Raw genomic sequence first — 25,091 nt, 5'->3', positions numbered from 1 at the left:
TATGGGAGTCCGCCAGCCCTCCGAACGCATGTACTGCCGAGGGTGGCGGAACCTCAGGCGACGGGCTGGTCGCGCCAGACCACCGGCCGACTCGTCGTCCCCCCGTTGACACGACACCGAGGACTTCTCCATGGCCGTTCCCTGGCGCCGCATCGCGGTGCCCGCCGCAGCGCTCGGCGTGTTCGTCCCCGCCGCTCTGGGCGTCCAAGCGCTCCTACCGTCCTCAGACGCTCCCGGCAGGAGCACGGCGGCAGATGTCAGTCCTTCCGCGTCCGCTTCGTTGGACGCCCCCTTGGACGCCCCCTTGGACGCCCCGGTGGACAGCGCCGACTCCGACGCGGCCGTCGCCGAGTCCCCCGCCAACAGGCCCGCCGCCGACGGAAGTTCGGCGCCCGTACGGCTCGCCTCGTACGACGTCCAGAACCACCGGGCGGTGCTCAAGGCGTCCAGGACCGAGTCCGTGCGCACCGGTGACGTCGTCGCCTCGGCGCCCAACGGCCACGCGCCGTCCGGAGCACTGTTCAAGGTGGCGAAGGTCGTCAGATCCGCCAAGGGCCAGGTGGAGGTGACCACAGCCCCGGCGACCATCTCCGAACTGCTCGGCAACCAGGAGGTGGACAAGCGGACTTCGCTGACCGCCCGCCAGCTGCGGGTCAGGACGCTGTCGCCCGGCGTCACCGCGAAGGTGACGGGGTCCGACACACCGCAGGCTCCCACCGCCAGCGGAACACCGACACCGAGCCGTGCCGCCACACCGGCCGAGGCCGGTACGCCGAAGGAGAGCGCGCCGACCCCGTCCGGTCCGTCGCTGGACACCGTGAAGCAACTGGCCACGCTGCGCCTGGGGTTGAACGTGCCGCTGCCCAAGGGGGTGGAGGCGACGGATCGGTCTGCGGCACGGCTGGCCGGAGAGGTGGACTTCAGCCCCGAGCTGACCTTCCGGTACGACAGGCGCAGTGCCCAGGACATCCTTCCGGAGCGGGCCGCGGTCGGGATCGGCGGCTCGTACTCGTACGGCTGGAGTGTGCACGGCAAGGTCCCGGGGTCCGCGGACACCGGGACCGTCGCGATACCGCTCGCCGCGGTGACCGGTCAACACACCTTCTGGGTGGGGCCGGTACCGGTGGTGGTCAGCGCCGAGGTGACCTTCTCCTACCGGTTCACCGCGGACGGCCGTATCGTGCTCGACGCCGAGCAGCACACCATCGGCTCGTTCACCATCGGGGCGCAGTACAGCCGGGCGCAGGGGTGGCAGCCGTTGCATGAGGCGCGGCAGCGCACCGAGGGCGGCCGACCGCGGATCGACGGGGCGGCCACCGCGACGGCCCGCGTCGGGGCCCAGGCCAAGGTGTTCCTGTACGGCACGGCGGGCGTCGGCGGCGATCTTTCCGTCTACCTCAAGGGCGGGGCCGGGGCCACCGACGGCAAGCCCGCCTGGGCGCTGTCCGCCGGGTACGACCTGAAGACCGAACTGATGCTGCAGCTGAAGATCTTCGGCATCCAGATCGTGGACCTGCGGACCACCCCGTTCGCCCTGCATGACGAGCGCCGGCTCTTCGGCCAGGGAAGGCTCGCCGCGTCCTGACAGTCGCCACCCGCGGTCCGGAGCGGAGCCGTGCAGGCCCCGCTCCGGTCCAGGTGCCGTTCAGCGCCTGTGCGGTGCGGCGTTGGCCGCCGTCTGGTACGGCGCGGTGGCGTGCTGCGCCGCGTACATCAAAGCGGGCTTCATCTTGGGCCAGAAGTAGCTGTCCTGACAGGAGTACGGCGGTGTGAACCCGTCGCAGCCACGGCCGTCGACATCGCCGATCTCGATGGTGAAGCTGGCCAGGCCGAGCTTGTCGTAGGTCCAGTCGTCGGTGCCGCCGGACGCGTCGTAGAGGATCTCGCCGGCCTGTCCTGACTGGTATCCGGTGATGGACCCCAGCCGGCCGGCCAGCCCGCGCAGCGCGGCGTCGTTCCCCGTGTGGACGGTGTGGTCGTACTCCCACGGGAAGAGGACCATGCTGGCGTCGCTGTGCAGAGTGATCATCATGCCCCGGGCGTCGGCCGGCGCCGGGTCGCTCTCGCCGCTGCCGGTGCGAACCGCCGGGTAGAGCTGGCGGAACAGGCCCTCCAGTGCGGTGTTCTCCACCTCGGAGTCCGCGGCCGGGCCGAGGTAGACCTCGTCGCAGGGCTGGTTCGAGGTGCCCAGGCCGCCCCAGTGGGTACCCGCGTTGCGGTTGAGGTCGACGCCGACCTGGCCGCCGAAACCGCAGGACGAACCGTTGGAGTCGTCGGCGTTCTTGCGCTGCAGTACGGGGTTGTCGCCGCCCTGCGCGACCATGTCGACGCCGTCCGGGTTGGCGATCGGTACCACCCACATCTCGGTGGAGTCCATGAGCTTGGTGATGTCCGGGTCCTTGCCGTAGCCGTTCGTCAGCTCGTCGATCCAGCGCCAGGAGACCTCTCCGGTGGTGATCTCCCGGGCGTGGATCTGGCTCATCAGGAAGAAGCGGGGCTTGGGCGAGTTCGGATTTAGCCGGCAGTCGCCCTGGTTCATCTTGGTGACACAGATGGCCTTGAGGTCATGGCCGCCGCTTCCGCTCTGCTTGAGCCAGGACTGCCCGTACGTCACGACGGTGGCCATGTCCGGGTGCTGCGAGGCAACCTGGTCCATGTGTGCGTACTGGGCGTCGACGGTGTGGTAGCCGCCGTCGTACGTGCCGTTCGTGTCCGCCGGGCCGCGAGCTCCGGTCGTTTTGTGGGCGGTTGGCCGCTTCATCGTCTTGACGGCCGTCGATGCGAAGCCGAGGCGGCTCAGTTGAATGCCCGTCGTGGAGTCGCCCAGCACGAACAGGTCGTTGCCCTGGCGGCGCTCCATGAGGTCGTACCCTCTGCTCATCAGCGTCTGGGCGTCCTGCGGACGGTGGGTGGGGACGCGGTAGACGACGACGTTGTCCTGAGCGGTGCTGTCGGCGGTCTGCGGGGAGTTGGTGCGGGCGGCGGCTAATGAGGCTTGTGGGAGCGTGGCCGCGGCAACCGCGACCACCGCCCCGGCGGCTATGCCCGCCAGGCGTTTCCGGGACATGCGATGGCCTTCCGTGGGGGGAGGGTCGCGTGTGCGGGCGACGAGCGAAGCCCGCTTGCCGCGCACACGTCAAAACCATTCGCATGATGGCATGTTCATGTCGCCTGGAGAAGAGTGTGTTCGAATTTGCCGCCAGCGTGGCACGCCGAACACCCGCGGGCCGTCCGCGAGCCGTTGACTACCGGGGAGAAGCGGCGCCCGCCCACGGCGAGCAGGTCTTACACAGAAAGACCACTTCGTCCGGGTTCCAGCGCGGCCGGACCGGCCCTATCCGGTCATCCCTGCCGCACACTTCGCAGACCGGGGCGGGCATCGCCCCGCCAGGTCGCCAGCGGCTTCGACGGGTCCTGGGCGGGCTCCCCGTGGCGGCCGTGCGCGTCCATGACGACCCAGCCGAAGACGCGCTGCGGGCTGAGCTCGACGATCTGCGAGACGGTCCGCCAGTCACCCAGCATCGGGTGGTGGTTGAACCCCGCGAAGCGCGCGCCCAGCGCGGGGGCGGTGGCGTCGTCAAGCCATTCCACTCGCCGCAGTTCGGGACTCAGCCGGGCAGCCAGGCCGATGTCGGTGACCAGCTCCCAGACCCGGGACGGAGCCGCCTCGACGAGAACCTCGCAATGGGCCGCTGGTCCCTGTGCGAACCGCGCTTGGTCTCCCTCGTTGTGTGAACCACGGTGTGTCCGAGCCGACCTCTCGTTACCGATCGGTCCCGAGCGGCGGCTAGGCCCGCGTCGGCGCACGGCCGTAAGCGGTGCCGACCGCGCCCTCCAGCAGCGGCGCGTCCGGCGCGTCCCCCACCCCGCGCTCGGGGTCGGCACTGAGATGGGGCACCAGGTCGGGCACCGCCAAGGACGGCAGCAGGTACTTCCACAACACGGAGATCCTGCCCGGCAGCCCCTGCCGCCGGTCGTACACCTGGGACATGATCTGAATGCCGGTGAACGCGCCCACCAGTACCCTGGCCACCTCCTCCGGCTCCACTCCGGGCAGCAGCTCACCGGTGTCCCGGGCCTCCTTCAGGAGTTCCTCGATGAGGTTCATCGGTTCCTGGTACGGCGCCCGGTTCGGGTTCTTGTTGGATGCCTGCTCAACACTGAGCCGAACAGCCGCCCGCAGCACCACATCGGTACGCAGCCGTTCGGCGAAATGCAGCGTGAGGTCGATGACGGTCTGCAACTTGAGCTTCCGGACCGGGGGCACGAGCCACTCGGACTGGGCCGACATCACCGCGTCGGCGAGCGCTTCCTTGGAGGGGAAGTGAAAGTACAGCGCGCCCCGGGTGAATCCCCCTCGGGCGATGATCTCGGTCGTACTGGCGCCCTCGTAGCCAAACTCGTCGAAGACCTCCGCCGCGGCCTCCAGAATCGTCCGCTTGGTCCGGATCGCTCGCGCCTGCTGCGCCATTTCCGTCTCCCGACTCCCACGAACTGGCACGCCATCACCCTAGCCCAAGGCCGATCGGGGAAATCCGCCGCTCCTGGCGCACTCCGTTTGGCTCAGCTGTGCGCGCGGAGCCGGAACGGATCTTCCATCCTGGATCGAGGACTGTCCGCCGCCCCGGTCGTCTCGCGGGCGGGCCTGACGGGCCCTGACGGACCGAGCTGCTGAAGGAGCGGAGACCCCATGAGGCTTGTCGTCGACCTCAACCGATGCCAGGGGTACGCGCAGTGCGCCTTCCTCGCGCCGGACGTGTTCACCATGCACGGCGACGAGGCTCTGCTGTACGACCCGCACGCCGACGACACACAGCGGGAGCAGGTGCGGCGTGCCGCCACGGCCTGTCCGGTCCAGGCCATCCTGGTGGAGGACCAGGACGCAGCCCCGGCGTCGGCGAAGGGTGCCCGAGATGTCCGCTGACGGGTACTTGGAGGCGCTCAGGCGGAAGGGCCGGATCGTTATCGTGGGCGCGTCACTGGCCGGTCTGCGCGCCGCGGAGACACTGCGGGAGCAGGGCTTCACCGGTTCGCTCACGCTGATCGGCGATGAGCGGTACCAGCCGTACGACCGTCCGCCGCTGTCCAAGCAGGTCCTGCTCGGCCGGGCGGCAGCGGAGCACACCGCACTGCCCCGGCACAGCGCGCTCAACGCACAGTGGCGGCTCGGTGTGGCGGCCACCGGGCTGGACATGTCCGCCAAGCGGGTGCGGCTGGCCGACGGCGAGGAGGTCGAGTACGACCGGCTGCTGATCACCACCGGTGTCCGCGCCCGGCCGTGGCCGCACCCACAGGAAGTCGAGCTGGACGGGGTCTTCACGCTGCGCACCCGCGACGACACGGCCCAGCTGTACCGGCGGCTGGCGGCCGGGCCCCGCCGGGTGCTGGTGATCGGTGCGGGCTTCACCGGCTCCGAGATCGCCTCCGCCTGCCGTGAGCGGGACCTGCCGGTCACCGTCGCAGAACGCGGGGCGGCTCCGCTGGTGGGCGCTCTCGGCAGCGTGGTCGGCGAGGTGGCCGCGACGCTGCACCGCGATCACGGCGTGGACCTGCGCTGCGGCGTCATGGTGACCGGGTTGGAGGGCGACCCCGCCGGACGGCTGCGGTGCGCCCACCTGTCCGACGGCAGCACGGTCGACACGGACGTGGCGGTGATCTGCCTCGGGGCCACCCGCAACACCGAGTGGCTGGCCGGATCCGGCCTGGGCGCGGGGCCGCGGGGCATCGCCTGCGACGCCGGGTGCCGGGCCTTCGACGTACGGGGCATCGTCACCGACGACGTCTTCGTGGCGGGCGACGTCGCCCGTTCCCCGCATCCGCTCTTCGGGTACCAGTTCCTCTCGCTCGAACACTGGGGGAACGCCGTCGCCCAGGCGGAGATCGCCGCCCACAACATGATCAGTGCCAGCGCGGACCGCCGCCCGCATCTGTGGGTACCGGCCTTCTGGTCCTCCCAGTTCGGCGTCAACATCAAGTCCGTCGGCGTGCCGCCGATGGGCGAGCAGCTCCTGGTCGCCCAGGGATCGCTCACCGAGCGGCGCTTCACCGGGGTGTACGGGTGCCAGGGCCGGGTCATCGCCGCCGTCACCTTCGACCAGACCAAGTGGCTTGAGTTCTACCAGCGGTTGATCGAGTCAGCGGCGCCGTTCCCGCCGTCGTTCCGTACGGTCGACCGCCGGGCGGAGGGGCTTGAGCCGGTCGCGGCGGGGTTCCCCGACCCCTCGCTGCCCACCCATGGGCCCACCGTCACCGTGAGCGGCTACTCGCCCACCGACCGGCGGATCACCTTCACCCCCGCCCACGCCTGACCACTCACTTGAGCGGCCAGGTCGGCGATGGTCCGGATCCGGCCCGCGGAACCGGGCCAAGCGCACAGGAATACGACTCCGACTCCCACCCGGCCGTGAAGTCCTATCGCTCGGCGGGAAAGTCCGTCTATCGACGGTTTTCCATGTCACTCAACGGCCAATACACCTGATGAGGTGTTCATGTTGCCTTATTTGCAGCACGAGATGAGGCCGCGTGCGAGCCCGACGAATACTCGCCGTCCGCGATCCGGCGCACTTCCCGGAGTGCATCGCCACCACCGGCGGCGCCCCCGTGAGCTGCGACGCTCGCGTGACCGCCGGGGCATGGCGACGCGGAGCGCGAAGTGGCGTACTCCCGGGGGAAGTTGCCCAGCATCGGCGATTATCCGTGGGCGGCGGGAGGCCTCAGCAGACCCAGCGGAATGCTGCGGGCCATGGCCCGTTGGCCCGCGTCATCGGGGTGCAGATGGTCCCCCGAATCGTATTCCGGGCGCATTCTGGTGGGTTGACGCGGATCCCGGACAATGGCGTCGAAGTCGAAGACTCCGTCGAATAGGCCGCTGTGCCTGATGAACTCGTTCACCGCGCGCCGTGTCCGCTCGCCCGCCGGCTCATAGGCCGGGAAGCCGCCGTACGGTGCGATCGTGCCCGCCACCACGCGTACATGGCGGGCGTGCGCCTTGGCCACGAACTCCCTGAGCCCCGCGGTGATCTCGTGCGGGTCGTAGACGTGCGGGGTCTGCTGGATGTCGTTGATCAGGTCGGTCAGGACCAGAGTGCCGACGCCGCGGACCGCCAACGCGCGTCCCTCGCGATGCAGTGCGCTGGTGCAGGGATGACCGGGGGTGTCGGCCAGCAGGCGGGCGGCGCTGATGCTGTCGTTGACGACGGCCACCGGCACATGGTCGTGCCGTAGCCGGGCAACGATCAGATGCGGCCAGGCGGTCCGCTCTCCCCCCGAGGTATGGAACCCCACCGCGATCGAGGCTCCGACGACCACCGTGGTTCCCCCCGCCGGAACACGCGGCGGGGGCGGCACCGGGGGGCAGCCCCGGCGGGCGGAGGCGGCGGGCCCCGTGGGCTGCGTAGCTCCGCTGCTGGTCAACGGCAGCGTCAGGGCGATGATCGCCACCCCCGTGACGCCCGCCCGCACACCTGCTCTGCCCACCTCAGGCCTCCTTGGCTCCGGCGGTGGCGGCCTTGCGGGCGGCGGACACCGAAGTCAGCGGAGTCAGCAGCAGTCGCCGCCCAGGGCGCTCCACGCCCTCGTACAGTACCCACGCGAGGGCCAGCGACACCGTGAACGCGACCGCCGCGGCGGGTACCGCCTCAAGCGCCGGAAGGTGTGGCGAGGAGGCGAACAGGCGCGCACCGGCGTACAGCACCAGCAGGTGGATCATGTAGAAGGCGAAGGACAGCTCACCGAGCCGGACCAGGAGCGGGCGCCGCCACATCGAGGGCTCGCCCTTCACATCGGCGATCGCGGCGGCCGGCAGCAGCAGGGTGAAGCCGATGATGGTCCCGGCCACGTGCTCGGAAGCACCGCCGAGCCGAGCGGCCAGGAAGTACCCGGTGATCGTGAGGGCCAGGGAAGCGTCGAGCCCCGGTCCGCGCCAGCGCCCGAGGAGCACCAGGCGGGCGCTGGCCGCGCCGAGGATGAACTCCGGCACCCGCGCGAGCGGGAAGGAGTAGATGTGCCAGCCCAGCTCGAAGTGGGTGTTCACCCAGGGCAGGGCCATCACGGTGATGACGCAGCCGACCACCAGCACCGCCAGACCGCGCGGCGACAGCCGCCGCAGCGCCCACGCCAGGGCGGGGAAGAGCGCGTAGAAGAACGCCTCGCAGGCGAGCGACCAGCTGACCGGGTCGAGGGCCTGCCACCAGGCATACGTCCAGGAGTGCACCAGCAGCAGGTTCGCCGCGGCCTCCGCACCGGTCGGCTGCATCTTCGGCGCCATGGTGTACGCCATCAGCAGCGCGATCACGACGGTCACCAGGTGCACCGGGTAGATGCGGGCGAAACGCCGCCGCCAGAAGCTGGTGACCTTGTCCCGCGGGCGCGCCGACCACATGAGCACGAAACCGGACAGGACGAAGAAGAAGGACACACCGGTGTCACCCGCGTCGAATCCCCAGGAAATAAATCCCTGGCCCTCGCCTCCGAAGTAGCCGAAATTGTGCACATGCAGTCCGAAAACCAGCAGCGCGGCCATCCACCGCATCCCGGTGAGGGACGGGAGCGCGGTCCTCGGGAGCGGCTGTTCGCGCTGTGGGGACTGGTCAGCGGTGCGCGGCCGCGTCATCACCGCGGTCACTGCCGCACCTGCCGATCCGAGCGAGCGAAATACATGGAAAAACCTATCGGTCCGCTTCGTGGGGGGTTCTCGACCACGACCGCCGGGGAACAACCGCGGGTAACGCCGATGCCGCGCGGAGCAGGACTCCAGACACAACTCGCCAGAGCGCGTGGCCTTGGGGGGGCCAACAAGCGCATACCGTTACCTAGCGTTACAAATTGGGGTCGCTGCCTGTCACCGCCATCTCGGCCCGTCTCCAGGCCCCGGTGTCCGGGTGGCGGCTGAGCATCATGGTGTCAGTTTGAACGGCCCTCGACAACCGATGGTTTCCACAGGGTGAACCGCCGGTGGGGGCGATGGGGACGCCCCCGCGGAACTTGCCTGGCGCACCGTCAGTAAAATTTTACGCACATCACACTAATGGGCTAACCGCTCCATCGGTCGCTCTCAACCGGTCGCGCGCCCCGGGTCGACGGCCGTTGCGGCCAGGGAGGAGAGCTTGGCGGGAGGGTCGAACGGCCCCCGTACCTCACTGGTGGTCCCGCCGGTCGAACGGGTGGCCGCCGAAGCGGTGGCGGCGGCCCCGGTTGCCCACTCCCTGGCCGGTTCCGCGGGCGCAGTGGACGCCAGGGCCATCCGGGACGCGGTCGCGGCGGGCTCCGTGCGCTCCTTCGACGCGGCCGTGGAGGTCCGCCGGGTACTCAGCTTCTGGCTGGCCGCCTCGTCCAGGCTGACCGGGCGCTTCAACTGGGCGGCCAGTCGACCCGCCTCACGGCCGAGGGCGGCGATGTCCTCCCAGCGGAGGTGGAGCACCACATGCAGTTCGGCGCCGCCGTCGGGGAGGGTCGAGATCGGAAGGCTGCTCTGATCGCTCATCGGGTGATCCTTCGCGGTATCCGGCTAACGGTGCGGGCGTCGTGCGTCACACGTGCGACCTTGCGAACAGTGGTACGGCATTCGGCCCCGCTCGGTTCACCGGCACCCGGCCCGGACGCTGAACGCCCGGGCCGGAACAGCGGCGCTACGGCCTCATCTCGTAGGCGCCCGACAGGGCCTCGACCTGGGCCCAGACACGGGCGGTACGGTCCTGATCGGCCACCGGGCGGCGGACCGCGCCGAGCGCCCACTGCTGCTGGGCCCCGGTGGCGGACTCCTTGCCGTGCAGTTCCACCGCGTAGGCGGAGAAGTCGCGCACGAGGATGCCGAACAGCTCGTCCAGCACATCGTGGTCGAGTCCGGTCAGCTGTGCCTGCTCCAGGATCAACTGGCCGTGGACGACCAGCGCGAAGAGCTGCCCGACGGCGAGCAGCAGATCGAGGTCCTTGCTCTGGTTCTCGTCGGGAGCGGCGGTGGTGACGAAGGCGCAGAGCGCGTCGGCCTGTTCACGGAATCGCGCCACGTTGGCCAGGCCCGCGTGGGCGTCGTAGGCGGTGCGCCAGTCGTGGAAGCGGATGGCGCCGAGCCCACGGGCCGGGCCCTGGTGGAAGAGGAAGGTGTCGTCGGCCGCGTCGAGGCGGCTGGGGACGGGAGCGTACTCGGCGGGAGCGAGCAGGTAGTTGCCCATGAACTTGAGGATCAGGGCGAGGTTGACGTGGACCGTGCCCTCCAGCTTCGGCAGGCCGCGGATCTCGGTGGCGGCCTGTGCGAAGTAGGTGTCCTTCTCGAAGCCCTTGGCGGCGATCACGTCCCACATCAAGTCGATGACCTTCTCGCCCTCGGTGGTCACCTTCATCTTGGTCATGGGGTTGAACAGGAGGTAGCGGCGGTCGTCCGGGCCGGCACTGCGGAAGTAGTCGACGGCTCGGTCGCTGAACAGCTTCATGCCGATGAGCCGGGCGTAGGCATCGGTCAACTCGCGGCGCACATGGGGGAACTCGGTGACCCGGCGGCCGTAGAGCACCCGGTTGTGGGCGTGGGTGACGGCCTCGTACATCGCGTGCTCGCAGATGCCTATGGAGGCGGTGCACAGGTTGAACTTGCCGACGTTGACCGTGTTGAGGGCGGCGTCGAAGGCGGCGCGTCCGGTGTGCAGCACGTCCTCGGCGCGTACGGGGTAGCGCTCCAGCCGGAACTCGCTGACGTACTTGGAGGAGTCGACGACGTTCTTGACCAGGTGGTACGCCGGGTGGCGGCTGTCCGCGGCGAAGAAGACATAGCCGTCGGGGCCCTCGATGTCGGAGCGGCGGCCGAAGACGGAGACGAGTCCCGCGGCATTGCCGTTGCCGATGTAGTACTTGGAGCCGGTGGCGTGGAAGCCGCCGTCGGCGTTGGGGGTGAGCACCATGTCGGTGGAGTAGATGTCCGCGCCGTGCGCCTTCTCGGAGAGTCCGAAGGCGAACACCTCGCCTTGGTCGAGGAGTTCGGCGGCCCGGGCGCGGGCGTCGGCGTTGTCGCTCTGCCAGACCGGTCCCAGGCCGAGGATGGTGACCTGCCAGGCGTACCAGTAGTCCAGGCCGTAGAAGCCGAAGATCTCGTTCAGCGCGGCGATTCGCGCCGTGTCCCAGCGCTTGTCCGGCTGACCGCCGCCATCGGTGGCGGGGGTGAGGAAGGTGGCGAACAGCCCCTCCTTGGCGGAGAACCGCAGGAAGTCCTCCAGCCAGGCACGGCTGCGGTAGTCCTCGACGAGCTTGCGCTTGCCGCGCTCCTCGAACCACTCGACGGTGGCGCGCAGCAGTCGGCGCGTTTCCGCGTCGAAGTGGGTCGGGTCGTAGGTGCGCGGGTTGAACAGCAGGGCGTCGGCCATCAGTTGGGCGCCTTTCGGTACGAGGGGCGGGAGGGGTGTCTCCGCGCGGGTCTCAGTGCGTGTCGGGATCGGCGCCGCCGAGGCGGCGCAGCGTGGCGAGCACGTCGTCGAGCCAGGCGAGGGTCATCCGCTCGTAGGCGATGCCGCCACGGAGCACGACGTGCTGGAGTTCCTGGCCCGCGTCCAGCAGGGCGGAGTCCGGAAAGTCCCGTCGCTCCCCCGCGAGGTAGTGGGCGAGCCGCTCGGCGTGCACCGCGCGATGGCGCTCGGTCTCGGCGATCAGCCCGGCCGGATCACCGAACGCGGCACCCCGGATCTTCACCGCCAAGCTGTGGCGGACGCTCTCCGGTTCCACCGGCTCGGCCAGCCAGGCGGACAGCGCGCTCCGGCCGGGCGCGGCAACGGAGTACACCTTCTTGTCCGGCCGCCCGTCCTGGCGCACCTCGCGGACCTCGATCCATCCGTCCCGCTCCATGCGCCCCAGGACGCGGTAGATCTGCTGGTGGCTGGCGGTCCAGAAGTACCCGATGGAACGGTCGAACCGCCGGGCCAGCTCGTAGCCGGACCCCGGTTGCTCCAGCAGCGAGACGAGGATGGCGTGCTCTAGTGCCATGACGGCATCCTGCTATGCAACTCGTTGCATAGACAAGAGCGGCCACCCCGGGTGAGACGCGGCTCACCCCTGGGACAGCGGCCCAGGCGCTACACCGCCCGTAGCGAGGGCGGCGGTGACGGACTTCGTCGGCACCCAGTGGGCGGCGGTCGCCGCCGGAGCGGGAAGGGCCCGTTCTACGGCGACTCGTGGAATCCACTCGGCAAAGAACTGGCGGCCCTGCCCGAGTCCGGCCCCCTTCCTCTTCGCCGATAGTCCATAATTCCCTTATAGGGCAATGCAGTTGCCGCGCTCCGCCCTATCCGCCGGAAGCGCCGGTGGCGGGGCTCACTACCGTGGTGCGTATGGTGGTACGCGGAATTCTCGGACGCCACACGCTCTTCCATTCGGGTGACTTCACGTCGAGGCCATTGCTGGCAATTCGCTCCGGTGAATTACTGGACACATCCAAACCGGTGGGCCGCCCATCCTCTCCGGGGGGAGTGGCAGCCGGCCTACCCGCTGACCCGACCAGGAGCCTGGCGGCGGTGCGGCCATGTTGCCGCTATGGGCACCCTCGGTAGAGGACTTGGATCCATCAGCCGGTGTCGTTCGTCGGCACCGGCTGATGCGGCGGCACCCGCAAACCTCATTTGGGGGGGTTATGCCAACCGTCCGCAACCTCCGGTCTGTGATCGGCGCCGCTTCCCTGGCCGCAGGACCGGCCGCGATTCCGACCACCGCCCACGCGCAGATTCCGGTGCTGTGCGACGAGACGTCCTTGGTGACCTCGATCAGCATGGCGAACGCGAACGGCGGAGACACCCTGGCGCTGGCTCCGTTCTGCACCTACACACCGACCAGCGCCCATGGCAGCGGGACGGACGGACCGGACGGACTGCCGCCGATCACCACCCCGATCAACATGGTGGGGCTGAACACCACCATCCCCAACCGGGGCGGCGCGGTGTCGCTGGTCTCCGGTTCGGTGACCGGCAACTCCGCCGTCGCCGGGGCGGCATCTACACGGACAACGGCACCGTCACCCTGGCGGCCAGCAGCGTCACCGGCAACACCACCACCTTCACCGGCGGCGGCACCTACCAGAACTCCGGAGCGGTGAGCCTGCCGGCGAGCACGGTCAGCGGCAACACCCCGGACGACTGCACACCAGCAGGCAGCGTCCCCGGCTGCCCCGGCTGACGAATCCGACGCCGTACCGCAGGGGTCGTGGGATGCACCGCCCATCCGCTGGCACCCACCGCGGGCGGCGACGGCCTGTCGGCGCCTCGTCCCCCACTCACCCCGGTCAACGTAGGAGGCCTCCCATGCCTATCTCACCCAACCAGGGCTCCACCGGTGGCGGTACGACGGTCGCCATCACCGGCACCGGCCTCGCCGGCACCACCGCGGTGCACTTCGGCACCAAGCCGGCCACCATCGTGAGCAATCCGGACGACACCCATGTCAACGTCGTGTCGCCGGCCGCCACCGGTACCGTCGGGGTGACCGTGACCACCCCCGGCGGTACCAGCAACCCGGTGTCGTTCTACTACGTCGGAGCGCCGTCCAAGGCCGGCCTGAGCGTCAGCTCCGGTCCCACGGCGGGCGGCAACACCGTCACCATCAGCGGCACCGGCCTGGCCACGACCACCAGCGTCTCGTTCGGCGCCAACACCGCGGTACCCACCGTGGTGTCCGACAGCCAGCTGAACGTCACGGTCCCGGCCGCGACCGCGGCCGGCTCGGTGGGCGTCACCGTCACCGCCGCGGGCGGCAGCGGCAACGGCCTGACCTACACATACGTCGCTACGCCGACCATCGGCACGCTGAGCCCCAACTCGGGTCCGACGTCCGGCGGTACCGCGGTGACCATCCCCGGCACCGGACTGACCACCACCCAGTCGGTCATCATCGGTGGCGCGGCGGCCCCGTTCAGCGTCATCAGCGACACGGAGATCGCCGCGGTCACCCCGCCCGGGACCGCCGGTGACCAGACCGTCAGCGTCGTCACCACCGGTGGCACCGCCTCCGCGGCCGCCGGCTTCGCCTACGTCGCCGGGCCCGGCATCTGAGCCGGCGTCCAGGCCGCTGACGGTCCGGCAGCGGTGCACAAGGCCCGCGGAACCACCTGCCCGGGCGGGGTATCCCTCTCCCCCGCCCGGGCAGGTCCCATCGCTCCCCTCGGCTGGAGTCCGGTCCGGCTCTCCCAGCCGATCGGGGCGCACCCTGCTCGAAGGGAGACGGCCGTGAATCCCAGCCCGAACTCGCCGATTTCCGCCGCCACTTCGCCCTTGGCCGGACCCGCCCCCACGGTCAGCTCAGTCTCGCCCTCGTCGGGATCCACCGCGGGTGGCACGGGTGTGACCATCACCGGCACGGGATTCACCGGCGCCACCGCCGTCCGCTTCGGTGCCACGGCGGCGAGCGGCTGCACCGTCAACTCCGACACGCGGATCACCGCCGTCGCTCCCGCTGGGACCGGCGCCGTCCAGGTCACCGTCACCACCCCCGGCGGCACCAGCGCCCAGTTCGTCGTCTACGGCTATGCGACCGTGCCCGCACCCACGCTCACCTCTGTCAGCCCCACCTCCGGTCCGGTGGCGGGCGGAAACACCGTCACCCTCACCGGTTCGGGTCTGACCAACGCCACCGCGGTGCGCTTCGGCGGCACGGCGGCGACATCGTTCACGGTTGTCTCCGACATCCACATCACGGCCGTCGCGCCCGCTGGTACCGGTACCGTCCAGATCACCGTCGCCACCCGCGGCGGCGCCGGCGACGGGATCTCCTACGCGTACGCCGCGCTGCCCGTGGCGAGCGGCGTGAGCCCCGACCAGGGGCCGACCTCCGGCGGGAACACCGTCGCCCTGACCGGCACCGGGTTCACCGGCGCCACCGCGGTGCTCTTCGGTGCCACCGCGGCGCTCTCCTTCACCGTGGTCTCCGCGACCCAGATCACCGCCGTGGCACCGCCGGGATCCGCCGGTCCCGCCAGTGTCAACGTCACGGCTCCGGCCGGCATCAGCGCCGCGGGGCCCAGCTACTTCTACGTCAACGCACCGGTCCTCAGCGGCGTCAGCCCGAGCTCCGGACCGTTGGCGGGCGGGAACACCGCTACCCTGACGGGTAGTCACCTCATCGAGGCCACGGCCGTACGGTTCGGCGCCACGTCGGCCGCTTCGTTCACGGCCGTCTCGGACACCCGACTCACCGCGCAGGCGCCGCCCGGCAGCGCCGGATCCACCCGGATCACCGTCACCACCGCGGGCGGCACGAGCAACCCGATCCCCTACGGCTACCTCGTAGCGCCCACCCTCAGTGCTGTCAGCCCCACCCAAGGGTCGCTGGCCGGTGGCGACTCGGCCACCCTGACCGGCACCAACCTCACCCAGACCACCGCCGTCCTCTTCGGCGCGGTGCGCGCCGCGTTCACCGTCGTATCGGACACGCACATCGTCGCCACCGCCCCGTCAGGCACTGCCGGACCGGTCGGCGTGAGCGTGGTCACCCCGGGCGGCACGAGTCCCGCGGTGGCCTACGCCCGCGTCGCGCCCCCCACGATCTGACATCGCGGGACGGCCTCGTTCACATCGACGGTGCTCTTCTCCGAGGGAGGGCACCCTTATTTCTTTCCACCAATTACTTTCATGGGCCAACGAAAACTTGACAGGAAGCTCTACAGACATCATGTACCGAATTCACCACCCGCACACCCCGGGCCACCGGAAACACCTCCCGCACAACCTTCCGGTCAATACTCCAGGGCGGTAACGTTATTTATGTCAAAATCCGGGTCGGTGCATGGGGGCTGCTACCCGATCCACCGAGAGGCGCACGCCATGTCTCGATACAAATATGTGGTGCTCGCCGGCGGTCCGGCCGGGACTCCACGGGTATGGGCAGCCCCAGCAGAAGAGTGCCGTGACCAGATCAAGGTACCGGCAGGCAACGGGTACGAGCACTACGAATTCGCGGGCGAATACTCCGAATTAGCTGGCGAGCAGGTCCCCGTCTACCGATGGTGCTACCGCACCTTCATCGCAGAGTAGGACATGTCCACATTCCAACAACGCCGTAGATCGAAAACTCGCAGGAGCCACGATGATGAATCCCCTCTGCCTCAGGAGCGCGCCGTGAGCACTTCAGCAGGGACCGCCGGAGACGGCGGCGGCGCACGGGATGCCGTGGTCACCGGAATGGGCTTCTGCCTGCCCGGCCCCCTCGAGCCCGTGTTCACCCCGGGAGAGGTGTGGCACATCGCCTCCCGCGGCAGCACCTGCCTGGTGCGGGACGAGATCTACTACGGCGCGGTGAACCTGTCCCCCGCGATGTTCGAAGAACGGCTTCCGGACATTCCGTCGTTCTTCTCCCGGCACTACACCACCGCACACCGCTTCGGTCTGGTGTCCATGGCGGAAGCCTGCGCGGACGCCGAACTCGACTTCCGCGCCGGTGACTTGAGCGAGGCCGCGCTGCTGGTCGGACGCGGCGGAGTGGACGCCAACATCGAAAGCTATCTCTCGGTGCAGCGGGCCGACCCCGAGAAGACCACCGCGCTGGAGGCGATGGAGTTGTTCGTCGCGGCCGAGCAGGCCGTGACCCCATCCGATGTCGCACTGGTGCAGGGAGCGCTGACCCGCTCCACCGGCCCCGTCTTCACGGTGTCGTGCGGCTGCGCCTCCTCCGCCGTGCAGGTCGGCAACGCCCAGCGCATGATCGCGGGCGGGGACGTCGACATCGCGGTGGTGACCGGAGTCGACGTCTTCAACATCGGTCTGATCCAGAACATCCAGCGCCTGCTGCGGGGTGCGCAGCAGACGTACGAGACCATCCGATCGGACGGCATGCCCGACCTGCTGCCGTCGTTCGACTCCCTGATGCGGCCGTACGACCGGCGTGCCGACTGCATCAACCACGGCGAGGGTTCGGCGACCGTGATCCTGGAGAGCCGACGGCACGCGGAGCGGCGCGGCGCGCGGGTGTACGGCCGGGTGCTCGCCAGCGCCATGGGCCGGGACGGCCTGGCGAACCCGCTGGCCAGCGATGACTCCGGCACCGAACTGGTCACCGCGGTCCGCAGGTGCCTCGGGGAACGCTGGCGGATCGAGCAGGTGCCGTACGTGCACGGCGGCAGCGACGGCAACCCCGTGGTGACCGCCTTCGAGACCAACGCGATCCGGGAGTTGTACGGGCCCGGCGCCGATGTCCTGATGACCTCCCAGGAAGGCTGCTTCGGTCACAACGGGGCTCCGGCCGGCTGCCTCGGTGTCGCACTGACCTTGCTGATGCTGGAGCAGGGCGAGGTGTGCCCCACCGCCAACTGCGAACAGCCCGCGGACGGGCTGACGTTCGACCCGGTCCCGGGCGCCTACACCCGGCCGCTCGACTTCGACTACGCGCTGACCTTCAACTACCAGGTCGGCGGCGTGAAGAACGCGATCCTGCTGGGCACCCCGGATGCCGCCTAGCCCCGATTCGACACACCCGGCCCGCGTGGGGCCGCAGAACAACGTACGGAGAGCCCGATGCGCCAGCAGACACCCGCAACCAGCGAACGGCCGGAGCGGATCGCCGTCCTCGGCATGGGGTGCAGGCTGCCGGGCGACGTCGACTCGCCCGCCGCGCTGTGGCGGCTGCTGACCGAGGGGCGCGACGCGGTGGGGCTGCCGCCGCGCGAGCGGGCGGACCTGTGGCCACCGCGGCCCGGTCCGGCACGGGGCGAGCGCACCGTGCCCTCCCGGGGCGGATACCTGCGGGAGGTGGCGGGCTTCGACGCGGACTTCTTCGGTGTGTCCGGTCGCGAGGCCGATGTGCTCGACCCGCAGCACCGGTTACTGCTGGAGGTCACCTGGGAGGCTCTGGAGCACGCCGGGTTGGTGCCGGACCGGCTGAACGACACTCCGACGGGGGTTTTCACCGGGCTCAGCTACACCGACTACATGGACCGCCTGGCCGGGCAGCCCCAGGAACTCGAAGGCTCGATCCTGACGAACGGGCACTGCGTCGCCGCGGGCCGGATCTCCTATCTGCTGGGGCTGCGCGGTCCCTGTGTGGCCCTGGACACCGCCTGCTCGTCCTCGCTGGTCGCCGTCCATCTGGCCTGCCAGGCGCTGCGCGCGGGCGAATGCGACCTCGCGCTGGCCGGGGGCGTCACCTTGATGTTCGACTCCAGGACCACGCTGTCGTTCGCCAGGATGGGCATGCTGTCGCCGACGGGTCGCTGCCACACCTTCGACGCCGCCGCCGACGGCTTCGTCCGCGGTGAGGGATGCGGCGTCGTGGTGCTCAAGCGCCTGGCCGACGCGGTACGGGACCGGGACCGTGTACTGGCCGTGGTGCGCGGCTCCGCGGTGAACCAGGACGGCCGGTCCGACGGTCTGGCCGCGCCGTCCGGCGCCGCCCAGCAGGCGCTGTTCAAGGAGGCGCTCAGCCGGGCCGGTGTGGACCCGCGCGACGTCGGCATGATCGAGGCGCATGGCACGGGCACCCCGGTGGGTGACCCGATGGAGTTCGCCAGCCTGGCCGAGGTGTACGGCGTCGGTCCTGACCGGTGCGCCCTGACGTCGGTCAAGACCAACCTGGGCCATCTGGAACCGGCCGCCGGAATCACCGGTCTGATCAAGGCCGTCAGCTGTCTGCGCCATGGACTGATCCCGCCCAACGCGCACTTCAGCCGGTGGAATCCGGCCATCAACGCCGAGGGAACGCGCTTCTTCGTCCCCACCGAGCTCACCCGCTGGCCGGTACGCACCGCGTCCCGGCAGGCCGCGGTCTCCTCCTTCGGGTTCTCCGGGACCAACGCCCATGTCGTACTGGAACAGGCATCTCACCTGTCGGTGCACCGGCAGGTGCCGCGCCCCCGGCAGACCACGCCGACACCGCCGGAGGTCTTCCTGGTACCGGCGGGGTCTTCGGCCGCGCTACCGGCCGCCGCGTGCCGTCTGGCCGACTGGGTCGAGGGCGACGGCGCCCTGGTGCCGCTGCGCGACATCGCCCACACCCTGGCCCTGCGCCGCAGCCCGGGCCGCGGCCGACTGGGCGTGACGACCGCCTACCGTCGCGAACTCGTGCGCGCCCTGCGGTCGTTCGCCGCCGGGCGCGAACATCCGGGTGTGGTGTCGGGGGCCGTGGGCGCCGAGGTCTCCCGGCGGCCGGTGTGGGTCTTCTCCGGGCAGGGCTCACAGTGGGCGGGGATGGGACGCGGCCTGCTGGACAGCGAACCGGCCTTCGCCGCCACCCTCGCCGAGGCCGATGCGCTGATCGCCGCCGAGGCCGGTTTCTCGGTACTGGACATCGTGCGCGGCGGCGAGCCGGTGAACGGCTGCGGCACCGTGCAACCGGTGCTGTTCGCCGTACAGACCGCGCTGGCCGCCGCCTGGTGCGCGCACGGCGTCGAACCGGCCGGGGTCATCGGCCACTCGATGGGCGAGGTGGCGGCCGCCGTGGTGGCCGGGGCGCTCTCGCTGGCCGACGGCGCACGGGTGATCTGCCGACGGTCCGCGCTGCTGGGCCGGATCGCCGGTCTCGGTGCCATGGCGACGGTGGGGCTGGCGGCCGACGCGGTGGAGGCCGAACTCGCCGCCACCGACTCGGTCACGGTGGCGGTGCTCGCCGCACCGGACTCCACCGTCGTGGCGGGCGACAACGACGAGGTGGAACGGCTGGTCGCCGCCTGGGAGCGGCGAGGCGTCCCGGCCTCCCTGATCGCCGTGGACGTCGCCTCGCACTCCGTCCAGGTGGAACCGCTGCTGGCCGAACTACGGGCGGCGTGCGCCGATCTGACGCCGGGTCGCCCGAGCATCCCCTTCTACTCGACCGTGCTGGACGATCCACGCGATGTCCCCGCGTTCGACGCCGACTACTGGTGCGCGAACCTGCGGCGCCCGGTCCGGTTCACCACGGCGGTGGCCGCCGCGGCGGCCGACCGGCACCTGGTGTTCGTGGAGGTCTCCCCGCATCCGGTCGTCACCCACTCCGTCAACCGGTGCCTGATCGACCTGGTCGACGAGCCGGTGGTACTGCCCACGCTGCGCCGCGGTGAGCACGAACCGGCCACATTCCGCCACCAGTTGGCCGCGCTGCACTGCGCGGGCGTGACCGTGGACTGGTCGACGCTGTACGGGGACGCGCACCTCGCGGACGTGCCCACCATCATGTTCGACCGGAAGCACCACTGGATCGACGTCTCCGCGCCCCGCACCGACACCGCGTCCGACGGCACGCGCGGCCCGCTGCCCGGCGGTCACACGGAGGTACCCGGTGAACCGGTACGCCACTGCTGGCACGGCGACGCCGGAACGGCGCTGCTGCCCTGGCTGGCGGACCACCGGGTGCACGGCGAGCCGGTCCTGCCCGGTTCCGCCTACTACGCCCTGGCGTTGACCGCGGCGTGCGAGGCGTTCGATGTCGAACCCGAGCAGGTGGAGGTCACCGACCTGCGGTTCCACGAGCTGCTGCGGCTAGCGGAGCGGACCGAGGTCAGCACGACCGTGACCCTGGCCGCCGCGGACCGTGCCAGGTGCGAGGTCTTCGGCCGCGGTCACGACGGCACGTGGGTGCTGCACGCCACCGCCATGCTGCGCTGCCTGTACATGCCGCCGCAGCCGCACGCCGCCTCCGTGGTCACGCTGGCCCTTCGGCATCCGGTGGCGCTCGACCCCGCCGATCTGTACCGCAGCCTGCGGGCCAGGGGCCTTGAGCACGGCCAGGCGTTCAGCGGGGTCAGGGAACTGCGGGCGTCCCGTCAGGGCGAGAGCTTCTGGGCCCGGGTGCAAGTGCCCGCCGCCGCTCGGACGCCGGAGGTGGCACTGCGGATCCATCCGGTGCTCGTCGACCAGTGCGCACAACTCGTCGTCGCGCAGCTGATCCAGGAGGACGGCGATCGCGGCCTGATCCTGCCGGTTCGGATGCAGGCGGTGCGGCTCCTCGGCGATCCCACCACCGCCGTCTACTGCCACGCCCGCCTCGTCGACGTCACCGATGACGCCGTCATCGGGCACGTTCGGCTGCTCGACGAGGTCGGCAGACCCGTGCTAGCCATCGACGGGCTGCTGTTCACCCGCCGGACCGCGCAGCACGGTTCCGAGGTCGACCAGTGGTTCCTGGAGGTCGGCTGGCAGCGCACCGCGCGCTCGGAGTCCAAGCCGGTGCGGCGGCCGGGAAACTGGCTGATCATCGGTGAGACGGACGGCTCCGCGCAGACCCTCGCGGCCGCCATGGAGCGGGCCGGGGCGCAGACCGAGGTCTGGGATGCCGGGCTGGACGACGAGGGGCTGGAGTCCTTCAGGGAGTCGGTCGCCGGTCGGCTGATGGATCGCCCGACACCCCCCGGGGCCGTGGTGCTGGTGTGCGGGGCGCGGTCGGGTGAGGACCCGGACGAATCGCTGCGGCGCACCCGGCGGCTGCTCGGCGTCGCCCAGGCCCTCGCCGCCCACTCGGTGGAACCGGCACGGCTGTACGCGGTGGTCCGCGGTGCCCATGGTGTGGAGCCCGGGGACACCCCGTGCCTCGGGCAGAGCTCCGTGCGCGGGCTGGTACGGGTGTTGGCGTTCGAGCACCCGGACATGAGGGCGACCCTGGTGGACGCCGACCCGGATGACGCCGAGCTGGTGGCGGTGAGTGAGGAACTGCTCGCGGGCGGTGCCGAGGACGAGGTCGCGCTGCGCGGCGGCGGGCGCTACGTGGCCCAACTGGCTTACGCCCCGCTGTCGGACGAGGAGCGCGGCCGGGCCGCGGCCTGCACGGTGCACTACGGCGTGGACGGGTTCCGGCTGCGGGTGGGCCGCCCCGGCGACCTGGAGAGCCTGGAACTGGCCGTGACGGGACGGCGTTCGCCCGAAGCCGGTGAGGTCGAACTGCGCGTGGTGGCGGCGGGACTGAACTTCCGTGATGTGCTGACCGCCATGGGGCTGCTCCCCGGCGGCCAGGAGGTCCGCTACCGGATCGGCTTCGAGTGCGCGGGGGTGGTCACCGCGGTGGGGCGGGGCGTCGACCATGTCAGGGTCGGTGACCAGGTGCTCGCCGCCGACCTGCGGGGCGGCGCCTTCGGCTCGTTCGCCACCGTACCCGCGGAAGCGGTGGCACCGATCCCCGCCGGGCTGGAACCGGTCGCCGCGGCCGGGCTGCCGACCGCGTTCCTCACCGCCTGGTACGCCCTGCGCCACATCGGCCAACTCGCCGAAGGCGAACGGGTCCTGATCCACTCGGCCACCGGCGGAACCGGCCTGGCCGCGATCGCCGTCGCCCGGCTGCTGGGCGCCGAGGTGCTGGCCACCGCGGGCAGCGAGGAGAAGCGGCGCTATCTGCACGCGATGGGCGTCTCCCATGTGATGGACTCCCGGACGCTGGACTTCCGCGACGGGGTCCGGGAGGCCACCGGAGGCGAAGGCGTCGACGTGGTCCTCAACTCCCTGTCCGGTGCGGCGATCCGGGCGGGCCTGGAGTCCCTGCGCCCCTTCGGCCGCTTCGTCGAACTGGGGGTTCGCGACATCATCTCCGATGTGCCGCTGGGGTTGTCGCCGTTCCGCCACAACATCACCATGAGGGCGGTCGACCTCATCGGACTGCAGAGGACCCGGCCCGAGGTGTTCGCCACGGTACTGCGGGAGGTACTCACCGAGTTCGCCAGGGGGCGGCTCAAACCGCTGTACTGCACGACGTTCCCGCTGTCCGCGGCCACCGACGCGTTCCGGCTGATGGCGGGTGCGGGCCACATCGGCAAACTGGTGCTGACGGTCCCGGACCGCGGCGAGACCGCCGCGGTGCTCCCGGACGGCCCGCTGGCCGTGCAGCGCGGCGGCGCGTACATCGTCACCGGCGGCCTGCGCGGTCTCGGTCTGGCGACCGCGTGTTGGCTGGCCGGTCGGGGAGCGGGGCACCTGGTGCTCAACGGCCGTACGCCGCCCTCCCCCGCGGCCTCGCAGACGCTGGGTGAGTTGGCCGCCGGCGGCACCAAGATCACGGTGTCGCTGGGCGACATCGCCGAACCGGCCACCGCCGAGCGTCTGGTGGCCGCGGCCACGGTCGACGACCTGTCGCTGCGGGGCGTGGTGCACTGCGCCATGACCCTCGACGACGCCGCGATCACCAACATCCGCGATGACCAGTTGCGGCGGGTGTGGGCTCCCAAGGTGACCGGCGCATGGCAGCTGCACCACGCCACCGCGGGGTACTCGCTCGACTGGTTCGCCGTGTTCTCGTCGATGGCCTCACTGCTGGGCAACCCCGGCCAGGGCGCCTACGCCGCAGCGAATGCCTGGCTGGACGGATTCGCCGCCTGGCGCTCGGCCCGCGGACTGCCCACGCTGGCCGTCAACTGGGGTCCGTGGGGCGAAATCGGTGCCGCCACGGATTTCGCCGCCCGCGGCTACCACACGATTCCCACCGAAAAGGGGCTGCAAGCCCTGGACGCTCTGTTGGTGCACCGACGGGTGCAGACCGGCGTGATTCCCGGCGAACCGGACACCTGGCTCCCACACGCCGGGCGCAATTCATCGCTTTTCCGGCTGCTGCGCCCCGGCGATGACGCCACGGACGCCCAGCAGGAAAACACCGACGACATCCGCGTCCGGCTTGCCGCCATGCCCGCCGGGCTGACCCGCCGCACCGCGCTGGAGGGCTTCCTTTCCGAGCACATCCGGGCCGTCCTGCGACTGGGGAGCAACACCCTCGACCCGCAAACACCGCTGAAGGCGCTCGGCTTCGACTCCCTACTGGCCATGGAACTGCGCGTCCGCCTGGAATCCGCCTTCGGCGTGAAGCTCGCCAGCAACTTCGTATGGCAGCACCCGACACTGGCGGCACTGGCAGACGGCCTGGCCGAGCGCATGGGTCTTGAGCTGGCCGCGAACTAGCCCCCGGCCGGAGTCCACCGGCAATTCAGCGAGCCGGGGAGTCGACAATCCGGCAGAGAAACGATCCGCCGCGTTCCGGGGCCGCCACAGACAATTCACCATCGTATTCTTTGGTTAATATGTTTTGGCTCCGGAAAAACCCTTCCCCCCACCATTCGGGCCACTTTACGACTTCCGGGTGAATCGACCTCCTGGTTCAATAAAGGAAAGCGGGACGGATAGGCCCTCGGCGGTCATCACCTCGACCTTCCGAAGAGACACCCAAGGCATTTCGGAAAAGAGGCAGAAGAGTCTCGCCCGAGCCACGCTGAATGCGTGCGTACAGGAGGGGTCATGAATCCTCGCAGGAAATTCCAGTTGATCGGCCTTGGTTCAGCCGGCCTGGTGATGGCGGCGCTGATGACGGCCACGCCAGCCGCCGCACAGCCGATCACGTTCGTCCCGTGCTCGGCCACGGCGCTCAGCGCCGCGATCACAGCGGCCAACACGGTCGGCAGCGGGGACCTGCTGCTGGCCCCCGGCTGTACCTACTCGCTGACCTCCGCGGCGAGCGGTGAGGACGGTCTCCCGCAGGTCACCGGAGACATCCGCATCCTGGGCGTCGGCGACACCATCACCCGTAACTCCACCGCGCCCGCCTTCCGCCTCTTCGACGTCGCCGCGGGCGGCAAGCTCAGTCTCACCTCCCTCACCGTGAGCGGCGGCAACCCCACCACGGACGGAGGCGGCATCAGCAACGCGGGCACCCTCACGCTCAACGTCGTGACGGTCATGGACAACTCCTCCGGCGGCCAGGGCGGCGGCGTCGCCAACACCGGCACGATGAGCGCCAATACCAGCCGCGTCACCGCCAACACCGCGGTCCAAGGCGGCGGCGGTGTCTCCAACAGCGCCTCGGGCACCCTGAGACTGCGCGGCACCAGCGTGGACGGCAACAGCGCCACCGGCACCAACTCACAAGGCGGCGGCCTGCTCAACAACGGCGGTACGGTCACCGGCGACCTGAGCAGCGTCGGCTCCAACTCGGCCACCGGAACCGGCTCTTCGGGCGGCGGCATCGCCACCATCGGCGGCCTGGTGACACTGAACGTGGACTCCGTCGAGAACAACCACTCCACCAACGCCCCCGGCGGCATCCTCAACAACGGCGGCACCGTCGCGCTGGCGCTCACGGGGGTGTTCAACAACGCTCCGACCAACTGCGCGGGCAGTCCCACCCCGGTCCCCGGCTGCTTCGGCTGACGTCGCGTGACGCGCTTCTCCGGCAGGCCCGGGAGGCTGGCCGGCCGGAGCCCT

The 25,091-nt window shown here is 70.4% G+C and carries 18 protein-coding genes; 10 read left to right on the top strand and 8 right to left on the bottom strand.

Annotated elements, in window-relative coordinates:
- Window positions 1-130: 130 nt before the first annotated feature.
- On the top strand, window positions 131-1,585 hold the full coding sequence (locus P2L57_RS08010; protein WP_275810589.1) for a hypothetical protein: 1,455 nt from the start codon (window positions 131-133) through the stop codon (window positions 1,583-1,585).
- Window positions 1,586-1,645: 60 nt separating this feature from the next.
- On the opposite strand, the gene P2L57_RS08005 is transcribed toward P2L57_RS08010, so the two are convergent.
- The 3 genes from P2L57_RS08005 to P2L57_RS07995 all read right to left on the bottom strand — a co-directional run bounded on the left by P2L57_RS08005 (window position 1,646) and on the right by P2L57_RS07995 (window position 4,471).
- Window positions 1,646-3,067 carry a M14 family zinc carboxypeptidase gene (locus tag P2L57_RS08005; protein WP_275810586.1) on the bottom strand — a complete coding sequence of 474 codons (1,422 nt, stop codon included), beginning with the start codon at window positions 3,065-3,067 and terminating at the stop codon, window positions 1,646-1,648.
- A 275-nt stretch (window positions 3,068-3,342) separates the two neighbouring features.
- Window positions 3,343-3,807: an SRPBCC family protein gene (locus tag P2L57_RS08000; RefSeq protein WP_275810583.1), complete on the bottom strand. Its 465-nt coding sequence runs from the start codon at window positions 3,805-3,807 to the stop codon at window positions 3,343-3,345.
- Window positions 3,788-4,471 (bottom strand): ScbR family autoregulator-binding transcription factor, encoded by a 684-nt coding sequence (locus P2L57_RS07995; protein ID WP_275810580.1) that lies wholly within the window; start codon window positions 4,469-4,471, stop codon window positions 3,788-3,790. Before P2L57_RS07995 ends, P2L57_RS08000 begins: the two co-directional genes overlap by 20 nt.
- A 219-nt stretch (window positions 4,472-4,690) precedes the next feature.
- Between P2L57_RS07995 and P2L57_RS07990 the strand changes: the two genes are divergently transcribed.
- Together P2L57_RS07990 and P2L57_RS07985 are read left to right on the top strand one after the other, a co-directional pair.
- Window positions 4,691-4,924, top strand: coding sequence for a ferredoxin (locus tag P2L57_RS07990; RefSeq protein ID WP_275810577.1), 234 nt, complete (start codon window positions 4,691-4,693; stop codon window positions 4,922-4,924).
- Window positions 4,914-6,308, top strand: a complete 1,395-nt coding sequence (locus tag P2L57_RS07985) for an NAD(P)/FAD-dependent oxidoreductase (protein ID WP_275810574.1) — start codon at window positions 4,914-4,916, stop codon at window positions 6,306-6,308. Before P2L57_RS07990 ends, P2L57_RS07985 begins: the two co-directional genes overlap by 11 nt.
- 382 nt (window positions 6,309-6,690) lie before the next feature.
- Here the strand turns inward: P2L57_RS07985 and P2L57_RS07980 are convergent, their stop codons facing one another.
- The 5 genes from P2L57_RS07980 to P2L57_RS07960 all read right to left on the bottom strand — a co-directional run bounded on the left by P2L57_RS07980 (window position 6,691) and on the right by P2L57_RS07960 (window position 11,961).
- On the bottom strand, window positions 6,691-7,476 hold the full coding sequence (locus P2L57_RS07980; protein ID WP_275810571.1) for a GDSL-type esterase/lipase family protein: 786 nt from the start codon (window positions 7,474-7,476) through the stop codon (window positions 6,691-6,693).
- Window position 7,477: 1 nt separating this feature from the next.
- Window positions 7,478-8,623: an acyltransferase family protein gene (locus tag P2L57_RS07975; RefSeq protein ID WP_275810569.1), complete on the bottom strand. Its 1,146-nt coding sequence runs from the start codon at window positions 8,621-8,623 to the stop codon at window positions 7,478-7,480.
- 429 nt (window positions 8,624-9,052) lie between these two features.
- Entirely contained in the window at window positions 9,053-9,481 is a 429-nt protein-coding gene (locus P2L57_RS07970) for a hypothetical protein (protein ID WP_275810566.1), read from the bottom strand.
- A 145-nt stretch (window positions 9,482-9,626) separates the two neighbouring features.
- The gene (locus P2L57_RS07965; protein WP_275810563.1) at window positions 9,627-11,348 is read right to left on the bottom strand and encodes an acyl-CoA dehydrogenase family protein; all 1,722 of its coding nucleotides are present in this window, start codon (window positions 11,346-11,348) and stop codon (window positions 9,627-9,629) included.
- 52 nt (window positions 11,349-11,400) lie between these two features.
- Window positions 11,401-11,961, bottom strand: a complete 561-nt coding sequence (locus P2L57_RS07960) for a PadR family transcriptional regulator (RefSeq protein ID WP_275810560.1) — start codon at window positions 11,959-11,961, stop codon at window positions 11,401-11,403.
- Between the two features lie 670 nt (window positions 11,962-12,631).
- Here P2L57_RS07960 and P2L57_RS07955 point away from each other — a divergent pair.
- The 7 genes from P2L57_RS07955 (at window position 12,632) to P2L57_RS07925 (ending at window position 25,037) form a co-directional block, all read left to right on the top strand.
- Window positions 12,632-13,063 (top strand): hypothetical protein, encoded by a 432-nt coding sequence (locus P2L57_RS07955; RefSeq protein WP_275810557.1) that lies wholly within the window; start codon window positions 12,632-12,634, stop codon window positions 13,061-13,063.
- A gap of 205 nt (window positions 13,064-13,268) precedes the next feature.
- Window positions 13,269-14,015 (top strand): IPT/TIG domain-containing protein, encoded by a 747-nt coding sequence (locus P2L57_RS07950; RefSeq protein WP_275810554.1) that lies wholly within the window; start codon window positions 13,269-13,271, stop codon window positions 14,013-14,015.
- Window positions 14,016-14,048: 33 nt separating this feature from the next.
- Entirely contained in the window at window positions 14,049-15,509 is a 1,461-nt protein-coding gene (locus tag P2L57_RS07945) for an IPT/TIG domain-containing protein (RefSeq protein ID WP_308292441.1), read from the top strand.
- Window positions 15,510-15,782: 273 nt separating this feature from the next.
- Window positions 15,783-15,992, top strand: a complete 210-nt coding sequence (locus P2L57_RS07940; protein WP_275810547.1) for a DUF5988 family protein — start codon at window positions 15,783-15,785, stop codon at window positions 15,990-15,992.
- Between the two features lie 147 nt (window positions 15,993-16,139).
- Window positions 16,140-17,411, top strand: coding sequence for a beta-ketoacyl synthase N-terminal-like domain-containing protein (locus tag P2L57_RS07935; protein WP_275811146.1), 1,272 nt, complete (start codon window positions 16,140-16,142; stop codon window positions 17,409-17,411).
- A gap of 57 nt (window positions 17,412-17,468) precedes the next feature.
- Window positions 17,469-23,795 carry a type I polyketide synthase gene (locus P2L57_RS07930; RefSeq protein WP_275810544.1) on the top strand — a complete coding sequence of 2,109 codons (6,327 nt, stop codon included), beginning with the start codon at window positions 17,469-17,471 and terminating at the stop codon, window positions 23,793-23,795.
- A 333-nt stretch (window positions 23,796-24,128) separates the two neighbouring features.
- On the top strand, window positions 24,129-25,037 hold the full coding sequence (locus P2L57_RS07925; RefSeq protein WP_275810541.1) for a hypothetical protein: 909 nt from the start codon (window positions 24,129-24,131) through the stop codon (window positions 25,035-25,037).
- Window positions 25,038-25,091 lie beyond the last annotated feature (54 nt).

Source organism: Streptantibioticus ferralitis (genome assembly GCF_029223525.1).
Classification (GTDB): Bacteria; Actinomycetota; Actinomycetes; order Streptomycetales; family Streptomycetaceae; genus Streptantibioticus_A; species Streptantibioticus_A ferralitis.
This window is presented reverse-complemented; position numbering and strand designations above follow the sequence as displayed.

Bases quoted from the DNA above. Each gene is read 5' to 3' on its own strand.
- P2L57_RS07990 (WP_275810577.1), top strand. From the start codon at position 4,691: ATGAGGCTTGTCGTCGACCTCAACCGATGCCAGGGGTACGCGCAGTGC.
- P2L57_RS07995 (WP_275810580.1), bottom strand. From the start codon at position 4,471: ATGGCGCAGCAGGCGCGAGCGATCCGGACCAAGCGGACGATTCTGGAG.
- P2L57_RS07925 (WP_275810541.1), top strand. From the start codon at position 24,129: ATGAATCCTCGCAGGAAATTCCAGTTGATCGGCCTTGGTTCAGCCGGC.
- P2L57_RS07965 (WP_275810563.1), bottom strand. From the start codon at position 11,348: ATGGCCGACGCCCTGCTGTTCAACCCGCGCACCTACGACCCGACCCAC.
- P2L57_RS08005 (WP_275810586.1), bottom strand. From the start codon at position 3,067: ATGTCCCGGAAACGCCTGGCGGGCATAGCCGCCGGGGCGGTGGTCGCG.
- P2L57_RS07970 (WP_275810566.1), bottom strand. From the start codon at position 9,481: ATGAGCGATCAGAGCAGCCTTCCGATCTCGACCCTCCCCGACGGCGGC.
- P2L57_RS07935 (WP_275811146.1), top strand. From the start codon at position 16,140: ATGGGCTTCTGCCTGCCCGGCCCCCTCGAGCCCGTGTTCACCCCGGGA.
- P2L57_RS07985 (WP_275810574.1), top strand. From the start codon at position 4,914: ATGTCCGCTGACGGGTACTTGGAGGCGCTCAGGCGGAAGGGCCGGATC.
- P2L57_RS07930 (WP_275810544.1), top strand. From the start codon at position 17,469: ATGCGCCAGCAGACACCCGCAACCAGCGAACGGCCGGAGCGGATCGCC.
- P2L57_RS07950 (WP_275810554.1), top strand. From the start codon at position 13,269: ATGCCTATCTCACCCAACCAGGGCTCCACCGGTGGCGGTACGACGGTC.
- P2L57_RS07940 (WP_275810547.1), top strand. From the start codon at position 15,783: ATGTCTCGATACAAATATGTGGTGCTCGCCGGCGGTCCGGCCGGGACT.
- P2L57_RS08010 (WP_275810589.1), top strand. From the start codon at position 131: ATGGCCGTTCCCTGGCGCCGCATCGCGGTGCCCGCCGCAGCGCTCGGC.
- P2L57_RS07960 (WP_275810560.1), bottom strand. From the start codon at position 11,961: ATGGCACTAGAGCACGCCATCCTCGTCTCGCTGCTGGAGCAACCGGGG.